Origin of the sequence: Streptomyces hygroscopicus subsp. hygroscopicus (genome assembly GCF_001553455.1) — a bacterium.
Lineage (GTDB): Bacteria > Actinomycetota > Actinomycetes > Streptomycetales > Streptomycetaceae > Streptomyces > Streptomyces hygroscopicus.
The window spans coordinates 1-12,643 of the sequence record NZ_BBOX01000224.1 but is presented as its reverse complement, the minus strand read 5'-3'; the positions used below and the strand labels follow the sequence as shown (position 1 = coordinate 12,643).

Here is a 12,643-nt window from a genome sequence, read left to right as displayed (position 1 = left end):
GGGGGGGGGGGGGGGGGCGGGGGGCCCCCCCCGCCGCCCCCCCGCCCCTGGCGGGGTGGTGGTCCTGTGTGGGGGGGCCTGTGCGGTGGTTCCGTGTGGTGGCCCTCTGTGGTGGTCGCGTGCGGTGGTTCTGTGCGGGGGCCTGCGCGGGGGTCCCGTGCGGTGGTCCTTCTGTGGTGGTCCCCTGCGGTGGTTCCGTGTGGCGGTCCCGTGCGGCGGACCAGGCCGGGCAGCGCGCTCTTCGACCCGGGATGGTGCGGTGCCCGCCCCCGGGATGGTGCGGTGTCTGTCCCCGGGATGGTGCGGTGCCCGCCCCCGTTCGCAGATGATGGCGTTCCAACCATGGGAAGGAGCCCCTCCGTGCCCACTGCCACCGGTCCGTCCCGCCCACCACGCAGCGCCGTCGTCGTCGGCGCGGGCATGGTCGGCCTCGCCACCGCCTGGTCACTGCAGCACCACGGTGTCGAGGTCACCGTCGTGGAGCGGCGTCACCCCGCGGCCGGGGCGTCCTGGGGGAATGCCGGCTGGCTGTCCCCGGCCCTGACGCTGCCGCTGCCCGAACCGGCCGCGCTCCGCTACGGGCTGCGCAGCCTGGTCTCCCCCGAGTCGCCCGTCTACATCCCGCCGCGGCCCGATCCCCGGCTCGCCCGTTTCCTGCTCTCCTTCACCCGGCACTGCACCCCGCGCCGCTGGCGGGTCCTGGCCGCCACCTTCGCCACGCTGAACCGCCATGCGCTGGACGCGTACGACGCCCTGGCGGCGGACGGCGTCGCCGAGCCGACCCGGCCCGCCGAACCGTGCCTGCTGGTCTTCCGGAGCCCGGCCGAGCGCGCCCGGATGGTCGAGGAGCTGGAGGACGCCCGCGCGGCCGGTTTCGAGATCGCGTACGAGCCGATCGACGGGGACCGGGCCCGTGCGCTGGAACCGGCGCTCAGCGACGATGTGGGCGCGGCCGTCGCGCTGCACGGCCAGCGCTATCTGAACCCGGGCGACTTCGTCCACGCACTCGCCGACGCGGTGCGCGAGCGCGGCGGCCGGATTCTCGAACGGACCGAGGTGTCCGCGGTCCGGGACCTCGGGCGGGAGGTGGCGGTCACCACCTCCGGGGGCCAACTCCGCGCGGACGTCGCCGTCGTGGCCACCGGGGCCTGGCTGGACGCGCTGGTCCGCCCGTTCGGGGTCCGGGTGCCGGTCCAGGCCGGACGCGGCTACAGCTTCAGCGTCCCCGCCGAGGGCGCCCCCACCCGTCCCACGTACCTGGCCGCCCAGAAGGTCGTCTGCACCCCGCTGGGCAAGGGCCGGGTGCGGGTCGCGGGGATGATGGAACTGGCCCCCGCCGAACGGCCGGTGGACCCGCGCCGGATCCAGGCGATCGTCGCGGCGGCCCGTCCGCTGCTGCCGGGCATCGACTGGGACGCCCGTACGGACACCTGGGTCGGCCCCCGCCCCTGCACCCCCGACGGGCTGCCGCTGGTCGGCCCGACCGGCTCCCCGCGCGTCTACGTCAACGGTGGCCACGGCATGTGGGGCGTGGCGCTCGGCCCGCTCAGCGGACGGCTGCTGGCCGAGGCCATCGCGACCGGCACCGCCCCGGCCGAACTGGCCCCGCTGCATCCGCTGCGCTGATACGTGGGCCGTCGTGCCGCGTCGCGACGGCTGTGCCGCTTCGGGACGGCCGTGCCGCTTCGCGACGGCCGTGCCGCTTCGCGACGGCCGTGCCGCCTCGCGGCCGTCGTGCTGATCGGTGAGGGTGGCGCTGGTCGGTGACCGTCCCGCCGATCAGCGACCGTCGCGCCGATCAGCGGTTGCCGCGCCGATCTCCGGCCGCCGCCTCGCCCCGGCGGCCGCGTCGCCCCCGGCTGCCGCGTCCATCCGCGACCGGCGTACCGACCGGCGTGCCGATCGTCCCGGGGGCGGCGGGAGCGGCGGGGGCGGCACGTTTGGGACCCGCGGGCTCGGAAACTCGCCGTGGTGAGCGACGCGACAACGTCGAAAGGAGTCACCGATGAGCACCGTGCGGGAGTCCGTCGAGGTTGGGGTTCCGCTCCACACCGCCTACAACCAGTGGACGCAGTTCACCGAGTTCCCGAGGTTCATGGAAGGCGTGGACCAGGTCACGCAGGTGGACGACCGGCGCAACCACTGGGCGACCTCCATCGCCGGTGTGCACCGGGAGTTCGACACCGAGATAGTGGACCAGCTTCCCGACGAGCGCATCGCCTGGCGGACCACCTCCGGTGATGTGCAGCAGCAGGGGCTGGTGACCTTCGAGTCCCTCGACGAGCGGCACACCCGGGTCAACCTGGCCCTGGTCTTCGAGCCGAGCGGTATGGCGGAGAAGGCCGCGGACATGACCGGGACGCTCGACCGGCGGGTCAAGGGCGACCTGCGGAGGTTCAAGGACTTCATCGAGCACCGCGGTGAGGCGGAAGGCGCTTGGCGCGGCCGGATCTCACCCGGTTGACCTCTGGTCCCTGGTTCGCGGGCACCCCGCCCCTCGAGCCCCAAGCCCCGAGCCCCAAGCCCCAAGGGCGCCGACCGCATCGGTCGGCGCCCTCGCGCATGTCCGAGAGGTTCCGCAGATCTTGCTCGCCCGGCCATATCGGGAGCAAGCTGGATATATGGGAGATCGGCCGTCCCCAACGTTGATCACATCCGTGCAGCGGGCCTTCCGGCTGATGGAAGTGGTGGGCGCGCACGAGACCGGTGCGCCGGCCAAGCGGCTCGCACGGGAGACGGGGCTGCCGCTCGCGACCACGTACCACCTGCTGCGGACGCTGGCCCATGACGGCTATGTGCGCCGACTGGACGACGGCGGCTACGTGCTCGGCGACAAGCTGCGCACGCTGGAGGCGGGCACCCGCGATCAGGCGCTGCTCGCCCGGGTCCGCCCCGCCCTCGCCGCGCTGCGCGACGATCTCTCGGCCGCCGCCTATCTGACCTTCTACGACGACGGCGAGATCCGGGTCGCGGAGATCGTCGACGGTCCGCAGGCGCCGCGGGTGGATCTGTGGGTGGGGTTCGAGGACGCCGGACACGCCACCGCGCTGGGCAAAAGCGTGCTGCGCGAACTGGACGACGACGCCCGACGCGAATATCTGTCCCGTCATGCGCTCCCCGGTCTCACGCCCCGCACCGTCACCCGCCCCGACGACCTGCTGTGCCGGCTGGACTCCCCGACCGGCGACGGACCGCTGGTCGCGGACCTGGAGGAGTACGCCCTGGGCACGGTCTGCTTCGCGGTGCCGGTCTACAGCGGGGACCGGCTCGGCTCGCTCGGGGTCTCGCTGGGGACGGACCGGTTCGCCCGGCTGGCGAAGAGCGATCCGCACCGTGAGCTGTTCCGGACCCGGCTGCTCCCGACGGCGAACCGGGTGACCAGGAACCTTTCGTTCACTATCTGAAAAGGCCGTCCTTGCCATACCTGTGAAAACACTGCTTCTCTGGACTAAACAGACATTCGGGTGGTTCCGCCCCGAGTGGATGACGGTCTCAAGAGGAAGAGAGCAGCGAAGCAGGACATGTTGCCGCCCCGACTTCGCCCGCGTGATCCCGGCCAGCCGTACGTCCCTGGAAACTTCGCCGCCGCCGTTCCCGTGTTGATCATCTGTGGGGTGGTGCCGCTCGCCCTCGTCACCTCGGGGGGTCTGGGCTGGCTGCCGCTGCTCGCCGTCGGTCCCGCGTTCGCCGCCGCCACCTCCGGGCCGTGGGGCGTGCTGCGGATCGGGCTGCTCGCCGTCACGATGGGCGGGGTGCTCGGAGTCTGGGGCGACGAGCATCTGCGCGCCCAGGTGACCATGCTGGCCACACCCGCCGCCGTAACCCTGGCGAGCTGTCTGGCCAGCGGGATGCGCAAACGCCGGGAGCGGGTCCTGGCCGCCGTCCGCTCGGTCGCCGAGGCCGCCCAGAACGCCCTGCTCAAACCGGTGCCCGCCCGGGTCGGCCAGTTCCAGGTGGCCGTCCGCTACAGCGCCGCCGCGGCCGAGGCACGGGTGGGCGGCGACCTCTACGCCCTGCTGCCCACCCCGCACGGGGTCCGGCTGATCGTCGGCGATGTACGCGGCAAGGGGCTGCCCGCGGTGAGCACCGCCGCGCTGGTGCTGGGCGTCTTCCGCGAGGCCGCCTGCGACGAACCCGATCTGCTCGACGTCGTCGGCAGGATCGAGCGCAGCCTGGCCCGCAACCTGGCGCCCGACGACTTCGTCACCGCCGTGGTCGCCGGATACCCCCGGGAGGGCCGGATGGAGATCGTCAACTGCGGACACGCACCGCCGCTGCTGTTCGGCGCGTCCGGGGTCGTCGCCATCGAGCCCACCCGCCCGGCCCCACCGCTCGGCCTGGCCTCCCTGGGCGGCGATCTGCCCAGCGTCCAGGTGGCGCCGTTCGCCGACGGGGACCAGCTGCTGCTCTACACCGACGGGGTCATCGAGGCGCGGGACCAGGGCCGGGAGTACTTCCCGCTGCTGGAACGGGTGCCACGGCACATCTGCGACGAGCCGTCCCGTACGCTCGCCGCGCTCCACGACGAACTGCTGTCCCATGTGGGCGGCCGGCTCCACGACGACGCGGCGCTGCTGCTGCTCCGGAAGCCGGTGCGGGGGGCGGTGTGCGCGGCGGCCGATGCGGCCCGGACCCCCTGACGAAGTCGGCGCCTTGTCCGTCTTGTCTGTCTTTTCTTATCTGTCTTGTTCGTCTTCTTGTCCCCGACGGCGTTCGCCATGAGGCCGCGCCACGCGCCGCGCCACGCGTCGTACCACGCGTCGTGCCCGGACCCACGGAGCCGGTGGCCGATGGCCGGACGGTCGGTAACCGGGCAGCCAGGCAACCGGGGCTGAGGTGGGGCTCGTCCGACGCGGAGCCGGAGCCGAGGGTGGGGTTTGCCCGACGCGGGGGTGGAGCGGACTCCACCTCCGATACGGGGCCGGGCTCTCTCCCGCGCGCCCGCGCCCGTTTCTAGCGTTCTTCGTGGTCGGCGGACCGTGTGATCCGCCCGGATACGGAAGAGGGCGGACGCGATGAGCTGGCAGAGGTGGGGCCGTACGACGGCCACCGCGGAGCGGGCGGGGACCTGGCACCACGCGCTGACCCTGGAAGGGGTCAGCCGGGAGTACCGGCGGGGGGTGATGGCGCTGCACCCCATCCACCTGACGGTGCCGCGCGGCCGGTTCCTGGCGGTGATGGGCCCCTCCGGCTGCGGGAAGTCCACGCTGCTGCAGTGCGCCGCCGGGCTCGACCGGCCCACGGCGGGAACGGTGCGCATCGGCGGCACGGAGCTGTCCTCGCTGAAGGAGACGGCGCTGACCCGGCTGCGGCGGGAGCGGATCGGCTTCGTCTTCCAGGCGCACCACCTGGTGCCGTCGCTGAGCGTCGCGGAGAACGTCTCCCTGCCGCTGCTGCTCGGCGGCCGGGCGGTGGGCGACCGGGCCCTGCGGGGGCTCGCGGCGGTCGGGCTGGGGGACCGGGGCGAAGCCATGCCGTCGGAGCTGTCCGGCGGGCAGTGCCAGCGGGTGGCGATCGCCCGCGCGCTGGTGACCGCGCCTGACATCGTCTTCGCCGACGAGCCGACGGGAGCGCTCGACCCGGCCGCCGCGGAGGAAGCGCTGAAGCTGCTGCGGCAGGCCGTCGACCGCGACGGCCATACGGTCGTCATGGTCACCCATGACCCGTTCGCCGCCGCCTGGGCCGACGAGGTGCTGTTCCTGATGCGCGGGAAGCTCGTCGGGCGGCAGGAGCGTCCGGAGGCGGCCGGCATCCGCCGCGTCCTCAAGGACCTGGGGGAGGGGGCGGCATGAAGGCGACTGCCGTGTCGGCCGCGTCCGGGGGAGGGGCGGCAGGAGGGGGGACTGCCTCGTCGGCCGCGTCCGGGGGAGGGGGCGGCATGAAGACGACTGCCGTGTCGGCCGCGTCCGGGGGAAGGCGTGGCAGGAAGGTGACCGCGCTGCTGGCCGCCCGCGCCACCCGTGCCCACCGTAAGGCGTGGGCCGCCGTCTTCGCCGCGCTCACCCTGACCTCCCTCCTGCTCGGCGCGTTCGGGCTGACGCTGGCCTCGGCCTGGAGCGCACATCCACGGGTCGAGCGGTACGCCGGGGCCGATCTCGTCGTGGCCGGCGACCAGACCACCCGCTTCAGCGCGACGTCGCTGGGCGACCGCGAGACCGTGAGCTCCGGGCTCACCGAACGGGTCCGGATCCCCCGCACGGCGCTGGCCGTGGTGCGAGAGGTGCCCGGGGTGCGCACGGCCGTCGCCGACGTGGAATTTCCGGTGGGGCTCGCGGGGCGGTCCGCCACCGGGCGGCCCTGGGACGCCGCCCGGCTGGCGCCCTACCCGCTGCGGACGGGGCGCGCCCCGCAGCGCGCGGACGAGGTGGTGACGGGCGGCGGCGCGGGCCGTGTCGGGACGCGGCTGACGCTGCGCACGGGCGGCCGGGACGCGGCGTACACCGTCGTCGGCGTCACCGGCGGCCCGCGCGCCGCCGTCTGGTTCACCGGCCCCGAGGCACACCGTCTGGCCGGGCACCCGGACGCGCTGGACGCCATAGGCGTGGTCGCGGAACCCGGCACGGACACCGGTGAGCTGGCCGGCCGGGTGCGCAAGGCCCTGGATACCGCCGGTGTCACCGACGTCGGGCACCGCGCGGTCGGCGACCCGGCCGCCGTGCGCGTCCTGACCGGGCACGACCGGGGCGAGGCCGAGCACCTGGACGCCGCGCCCGCCCGCGGTGAACTGCTGATGGCGCTCGCCTCCGTGGCCGGCACCGTCGTCCTGGTGGCGCTGCTGGTGGTGACGTCGACGATCCTGCAGGCGCTGCGGCAACGTTCCCACGAGCTGGGCCTGTTGCGGGCGGTCGGTGCCACACCGGGGCAGCTGCGCGGTGCGGTGGGCCGGGAGGTGGGGCGGGTCGCGACCTGGGCGGCGCTGGTGGGCGCGGCCGGCGCGGTCCCCGCGTACCTGGGGCTGCGCGCGCTGCTGGACGCGCGGGGCGCGCTGCCCACCGGACTCGACCTGACGCTCCCCGCGCCGCTGTGGCTCGCGCCCCTGGCCACCGCCGCCGTCACCGTCCTGGTGGCCCGGATCGCGGCGCTCATCGGCTGCTCGGGGGCCGCCACGGCGCGCCCGGCGGAGGCGCTGCGCGAACGGACACCCGGCAGGGCGCGCCGTGCCGCCGGACTGGCGCTGCTGATCGTGGGCGCGGGTTCGGTCGGGACGGCCGCCCTCCAGCAGGGCGCGACCGCGGCGGCAGCGGCCGGTGCGGCGGCGGTGACGATGGTGATCGCCTGCGCGGTGCTCGGACCGTGGATCGCCGAGGGGGCGCTGCGGCTGCTCGGCGCTCCGCTGCGGCTGTTCGGCCCCGGGGGCCGCCTCGCCGCCGCCAACTGCGCCGCGTCCGCCCACCGGCTGGGCGCGGCGATCACCCCGATCGTGCTGGTCACCGCGTTCGCCGGGGTCCAGCTCGCCGGGGGCGCGACGCTGACCCACGCCGGGGACGCCCAGGCCCGCCAGACGCTGCGCGCCGATCTCGCGGTGCGTGCGGACGGCGGACTCCCGGCCGGAGCGGTGGAGCGGATGCGCGAGGTCCCCGGGGTGCGGGCGGCGACGGAGGTCGTCCCCGGCACGGTGCTGCTGGCGCGGCGCCAGCTCGGCTCGCCCGAACTGGAGCGGCTGCCGGTCTTCGGCGTCACCCCCGAGCGGCTGACGAGCACCCTCGATCCGGGAGTGCGGGACGGCGACCTCACCCGGCTGCGGCCCGGCACGGTCGCGGTCGGCGCCGACCGGGCGGACTCCCTCGGCGTACGGCCCGGCTCCACCGTGACCCTGCGGTTCGGGGACGGCCAGCAGGCCCGGCTGCGGGTCGTGGCGACATACGAACGCTCCCTCGCCCTCGGGGACTTCCTCCTCTCACGCGATGAACTGCTGCGCCACACGTCGATGCCCGGCGCGGGGCGAATCCTCGTCAGGGCCGAGCCCGATGCCGACCGTAAGGCGGTCACGAAGGCGTTGGCACAGGCAGCGCCCGGGGCCCGGGTGGAGCGGGACCCGGCGCCGGTACGGGGCGAGTCGACGGACCAGGCGCTGGTCGAGGTGGTCTCGGTGGCGGTGGTCGGGGCGATCGGCGGCTTCACGGTGATCGCGGTCCTGAGCACCCTCGCACTCATCGCCGTCGGACGCCGCCCCGAGCTGAGACTGCTGCGGCTGGCCGGCGCGGGCCGCGGCCAACTGCGCCGCATGCTGCGGCTGGAGGCGGCGGCCACGGTGGTGACCGGGCTGGTGGTGGGCGCGGTCGTGGCATCCGTACCGCTGCTGGCCTTCAGCACGGCCATTTCGGGCACGGTGCCGTATCTGCCGCCGGTGCAGGCCGCGGTGATCGTGGCGGTGGTCGTGATCACGACGGCGGCGGGGACACTGCCACCGGTACGGGCGACGCTGCGGGGACGGTATCCGGGGGCGATGGGGCGCTGACGGCGGCTGCGCCGGGAGCGCGTGCGGCCGACGTAGCGCGACGGCAAAGCCGCTGGGCCGTAGCTGCTGGGCCATGGCCGCTGAGCCATGGCTGCTGGGCCGGACGCGCTGCGGCCGGGACTGCTTCAGCGGACGTACGGCTGTGGCAGGGACCGCTGTGGCAGGGACCGCTGTGGCCGGGACCGCCACGGCTGAGGCCGCTGGGCCGGGTCTGTGGCGACTGAAACCGCCGGGTCGGGACCGCTGAACAGGCCCGTTGTGGCAGGGGCTCCTGGGCCGGACGCGCCGGACCGGACCGGCTATGGTCGGGACTGCTTCAGCGGATGTACCGCTATGGCCGGGACTGCTTCAGCGGACGTACGGCTGTGGCAGGGACCGCTGTGGCAGGGACCGCTGTGGCCGGGACCGCCACGGCTGAGGCCGCTGGGCCGGGTCTGTGGCGACCGAAACCGCCCGGTCGGGACCGCTGAACAGGCCCGTTGTGGCAGGGGCTCCTGGGCCGGACGCGCCGGACCGGACCGGCTATGGTCGGGACTGCTTCAGCGGACGTACCGCTATGGCCGGGACTGCTTCAGCGGATGTACCGCTGTGGCAGGGACCGCCTGGCCGGGACCGCTGCGGCAGAGGCCGCTGGGCCGGGTCTGCGGCGACCGAAACCGCCCGGTCGGGACCGCTGAACAGGCCCGTTGTGGCAGGGGCTCCTGGGCCGGACGCGCCGAACCGGACCGGCTATGGTCGGGACTGCTTCAGCGGACATACCGCTGTGGCAAGGACCGCCTGGCCGGGACCGCTGTGACCGAAACCGCCCGGTCGGGACACGGAACCGACCCGTTGCGGTCGGGCCAACGGCGGCCGACGTAGCGCCGCGGCAAAGGCCGCTGGACCGGACGCGCTATCGGCCGGACGCGCTGCGGCCGGGACCGCTGCCACCGGGCCCAGCGCCCGCCTCGGCCTGACCGGTCTGTCCACGGTCTCGGCCTGACCGGCCTGTCCATGGCCTCGGCCCGACCGCCTGCCCGCCGCCTCAGCCTCACCGCCTGCCCACACCAACCTCCCTCACCGTCTGCCCACTCCACCCCCCCCTCACCGCCGGTCCGCCGTCTCCCCCTTGGCCGCACCCTTGTTGAGGTATGCCAGGACCGCCAGCACCCGCCGGTGTCCGCTGTCGCTCGGCGGGAGGCCCAGCTTGGCGAAGACGTTGCCGATGTGCTTGCTGACCGCGCGCTCCGAGACCACCAGCGTGTGGGCGATCGTGGCGTTGTCCCGGCCCTCCGCCATCAGGTGCAGCACCTCGCGCTCGCGCGGCGTCAAGGAGTCCACCGGATCGTCGCGGCGCCGGGTCATCAGCTCCTTCACGACCTCCGGGTCCAGTGCCGTACCGCCCGCGACCACCCGGTCCAGCGCGTCCAGGAACTCCTCGACCCGCCCCACCCGGTCCTTGAGCAGATAGCCGAGCCCGCCCGCGCCATCGGCCAGCAGCTCGGCCGCGTACGTCTCCTCGACGTACTGCGAGAGCACCAGCACCGGCAGACCGGGTATCTCCCGCCGGGCCGCGAGTGCCGCGCGCAGCCCCTCGTCGCGGAAGCCCGGCGGCATGCGGACGTCGAGGACGGCCGCGTCCGGGCGGTGTTCGAAGAGGGCGGGCAGCACCTCGGGGCCGCTGGACGCGACCGCCACCACCTCATGCCCGGCGGAGGTCAGCAGGAGGACCATGCCCTCCCTCAGCAGAGCGTTGTCCTCGGCGATCACCACACGCACGGCAGCTCCACTTCGATCAGCGTCGGGCCCCCGACGGGGCTGGTCATCTCCACGGTCCCGTCGAGCGCCGCGACCCGGCGCCGCATGCCGAGCAGCCCGCTGCCGCCCGAAGGATCTGCTCCGCCCCGCCCCTCGTCCCGTACCGCGACCTTCAACCTATCGGTCGACCGGGCCAGGCCGACCGACGCCTGTCGCGCCCCGCTGTGCTTGGCGGCGTTGGTCAGCGCCTCCGCGATCACGAAGTACGCGGCCGCCTCGACCGCCGCGGGGGGCCGGGGCCCGTCCTCCACCCCGTCGTCGCGCACGGACACCTCGAGCCCGCTGCCGGCCGCGAGCGCCCGTACGGCGCCGACGAGTCCGCGGTCGGTGAGGATCGGCGGATGGATGCCGCGCACGACATGGCGCAGCTCGGTGAGGGCCTCCTCGGCCTGGTCCTGTGCGTCCTCCAGGAGCTTGCGCGCCGCGTCGGGATCCTTTTCGTACGCCCGCCGCGCCAGCCCCACCCGCATCGAGAGCGCCACCAGGCGCGCCTGCGTACCGTCGTGCAAATCCCGCTCGATACGGCGCAGCTCCGCCCCGTGCGCGGCGACGGCCCCCGCCCGGGTCTGGGACAGCTCCTCCACCCGCTCGGCGAGCCGGGCGGTGCGCAGCGCCTCCGGTGACGGCATCAGCAGCGCCCGCGACCACGCCGCGTCGACGTCGACGAGCCGATCGATCAGCGGCAGCACCACGGCCCGCCTCCTCAGCAGCCCGCACCACACCCCGTCGACGAACAGCGCGACGCACCATACCGGCACCGCGCCGCAGGCCAGCAGCCAGCCGTAGACCGCGTGGGCCCCGAGCCAGCGCAGATCGCGGTAGGTGCCCGGATCCCCGACCGCCGTCCGTACCCGCGTGAACACCTCCCCGTCCAGCGGCCGGTACGCCTCGGGCACCGGTTCCCCCGTCCAGGCGCCCACCCACCGCCGCTTGTACCCGGCCGTCCTGCGCAGCAGCAGCACCGCCTCGGGCAGCACTCCCGCCCCCACGACGGTGAGCATCGCGACGGCGACGAAGACCGCCAGCCCGATGAACAGGTACGAGGCCAGGGACAGCCCGGCCCCTTTCAGCAACTCGACTGTGGCCCGCCCCGCGCGCCGCACCGTCTCCCGCATGGCCGTCAGGCTAAGCGACCGGGGCCCTCGGGGGTGGAGTGCGCCGGTCGGCGGAGGGGAGGGGTGCAGCCCGCTACACCACGGATCCGGGGGCGCGGTCCATCGAGGCGGCGGCGCGGAAACGGGATCGTAGACCTCAGACGGCAACGCCCCACTCACCCACCTCCTCGCCCCCCGCTCGCCCCCGCACTCACTCCACCCAGCCAGCCGCTCAACCACCCACTCGACTACCGCCCAACGGCCCGCCGACGGCCCTACGGAAGGAACCCCCTCATGAAGCCGCTGCTCTGGCTGCTCCTCACCCTTGCCGCCACCGTCAACGTCGCCTCGAACTTCATCACCAGCGGCGTCCTGCAGAGCGCCGTCAGCGTCGGCACCGGCGTCCTCGCCCTCACCTCCGGAACGTGCCTCTTCCTGACCCGCGACCGCCGGACCGCCTGAGCCGTGCGGTGGCCGGACCTCACGTCACAACGGCCCCCGCCACCACCAGCTGTACGGAGTCTCGACGCGAATGATCCCGGTCCGCGCCACGATCTTCGCGTCGAGAGGCCACACGACGACTCGTAACCCCCGCGCGCTCTTCTTGGGCGGGGCGTGGAGCGCCGTTTCGAGGCGATCGCGGAAGAACCCGGGACCGCGGTTGCGCTCGTAGGTGGCGCACCGGGGCGTCGAGAGCGGACCCGTCACGCACCTGAGCGGGCCGCAGGCCGGAGCCCTCCAGCACCAGAAGGCTTCGTCGATCGCCTCGGGCCAAGAAGCGGAGGTGTTCGAGTCGGCGCAGATCGGCCATGCAGGAATCCGAGAGACGGTTGCCCGACGGATACCGCCGACGCCGGACACGGGCCGAGATCTCGCCCCGCAGGGCTGATGGGCGCCTACGCGGCACAGCCCTTTGGGTTGCTGGTCATGGCGGTCACCTGACGATCCCGAAGGGGAGTCGGCCAAGCGGTTGTCGTGACCGCTGGCGTTCGGGGCGGCGGGCCGGTGCAGACGCGCGGCAGCGGGTTTCACGTGAAACAATCCGGGCCTGATCGTCGTCAGTAGCAGGTCCGGCACGCTCTACCACGTAGATCGGGACCGGCCCACGCACCGAGCCTGTCCTGCTCGGCGCGAACGATGTCCCCAAGGGAGACGGGTCTCTTCCGCGTTGGCCGCCCGCTGCATGCCGTCCAGAACCGGCAGGGCCTCATCAGCGCGTTCGCCCTCGACCCGGCCGCCCGCTCCGCCACCCTCCGTCGCACGATCATCGACCCCCGCTTCGACGTCCGCACCA

At 74.2% G+C, this 12,643-nt stretch carries 9 protein-coding genes; 7 read left to right on the top strand and 2 right to left on the bottom strand.

The window, feature by feature from the left end:
- Positions 1-360: 360 nt before the first annotated feature.
- The 6 genes from AXW62_RS22685 (at position 361) to AXW62_RS22660 (ending at position 8,458) form a co-directional block, all read left to right on the top strand.
- Positions 361-1,626: an NAD(P)/FAD-dependent oxidoreductase gene (locus tag AXW62_RS22685; protein ID WP_060946143.1), complete on the top strand. Its 1,266-nt coding sequence runs from the start codon at positions 361-363 to the stop codon at positions 1,624-1,626.
- Positions 1,627-2,005: 379 nt separating this feature from the next.
- The gene (locus AXW62_RS22680) at positions 2,006-2,464 is read left to right on the top strand and encodes an SRPBCC family protein (protein WP_060946142.1); all 459 of its coding nucleotides are present in this window, start codon (positions 2,006-2,008) and stop codon (positions 2,462-2,464) included.
- A gap of 157 nt (positions 2,465-2,621) precedes the next feature.
- A complete protein-coding gene (locus AXW62_RS22675) occupies positions 2,622-3,404 on the top strand; it encodes an IclR family transcriptional regulator (protein ID WP_060946141.1) in 783 nt (260 codons plus the stop codon).
- Positions 3,405-3,521: 117 nt separating this feature from the next.
- Positions 3,522-4,640 (top strand): PP2C family protein-serine/threonine phosphatase, encoded by a 1,119-nt coding sequence (locus tag AXW62_RS22670; protein ID WP_079105730.1) that lies wholly within the window; start codon positions 3,522-3,524, stop codon positions 4,638-4,640.
- A gap of 375 nt (positions 4,641-5,015) precedes the next feature.
- Positions 5,016-5,792 (top strand): ABC transporter ATP-binding protein, encoded by a 777-nt coding sequence (locus tag AXW62_RS22665; protein ID WP_060946139.1) that lies wholly within the window; start codon positions 5,016-5,018, stop codon positions 5,790-5,792.
- Positions 5,793-5,878: 86 nt separating this feature from the next.
- Complete coding sequence (locus AXW62_RS22660) at positions 5,879-8,458, top strand: FtsX-like permease family protein (protein ID WP_060946138.1); 2,580 nt, start codon at positions 5,879-5,881, stop codon at positions 8,456-8,458.
- Positions 8,459-9,541: 1,083 nt separating this feature from the next.
- On the opposite strand, the gene AXW62_RS22655 is transcribed toward AXW62_RS22660, so the two are convergent.
- Together AXW62_RS22655 and AXW62_RS22650 are read right to left on the bottom strand one after the other, a co-directional pair.
- Positions 9,542-10,216: a response regulator transcription factor gene (locus tag AXW62_RS22655; protein ID WP_060946137.1), complete on the bottom strand. Its 675-nt coding sequence runs from the start codon at positions 10,214-10,216 to the stop codon at positions 9,542-9,544.
- Positions 10,204-11,370, bottom strand: coding sequence for a sensor histidine kinase (locus tag AXW62_RS22650; protein WP_060946136.1), 1,167 nt, complete (start codon positions 11,368-11,370; stop codon positions 10,204-10,206). The genes AXW62_RS22655 and AXW62_RS22650 overlap by 13 nt, the downstream gene beginning before the upstream one ends.
- A 273-nt stretch (positions 11,371-11,643) precedes the next feature.
- On the opposite strand from AXW62_RS22650, the gene AXW62_RS44550 reads away from it, so the two are divergent.
- Positions 11,644-11,811: a hypothetical protein gene (locus AXW62_RS44550; protein WP_169808165.1), complete on the top strand. Its 168-nt coding sequence runs from the start codon at positions 11,644-11,646 to the stop codon at positions 11,809-11,811.
- Positions 11,812-12,643 lie beyond the last annotated feature (832 nt).

What these genes read in the sequence shown, in the direction of transcription:
- AXW62_RS22680 (WP_060946142.1), top strand. Translation starts at nt 2,006, where the DNA reads ATGAGCACCGTGCGGGAGTCCGTCGAGGTTGGGGTTCCGCTCCACACC.
- AXW62_RS44550 (WP_169808165.1), top strand. Translation starts at nt 11,644, where the DNA reads ATGAAGCCGCTGCTCTGGCTGCTCCTCACCCTTGCCGCCACCGTCAAC.
- AXW62_RS22675 (WP_060946141.1), top strand. Translation starts at nt 2,622, where the DNA reads ATGGGAGATCGGCCGTCCCCAACGTTGATCACATCCGTGCAGCGGGCC.
- AXW62_RS22660 (WP_060946138.1), top strand. Translation starts at nt 5,879, where the DNA reads ATGAAGACGACTGCCGTGTCGGCCGCGTCCGGGGGAAGGCGTGGCAGG.
- AXW62_RS22670 (WP_079105730.1), top strand. Translation starts at nt 3,522, where the DNA reads ATGTTGCCGCCCCGACTTCGCCCGCGTGATCCCGGCCAGCCGTACGTC.
- AXW62_RS22650 (WP_060946136.1), bottom strand. Translation starts at nt 11,370, where the DNA reads ATGCGGGAGACGGTGCGGCGCGCGGGGCGGGCCACAGTCGAGTTGCTG.
- AXW62_RS22665 (WP_060946139.1), top strand. Translation starts at nt 5,016, where the DNA reads ATGAGCTGGCAGAGGTGGGGCCGTACGACGGCCACCGCGGAGCGGGCG.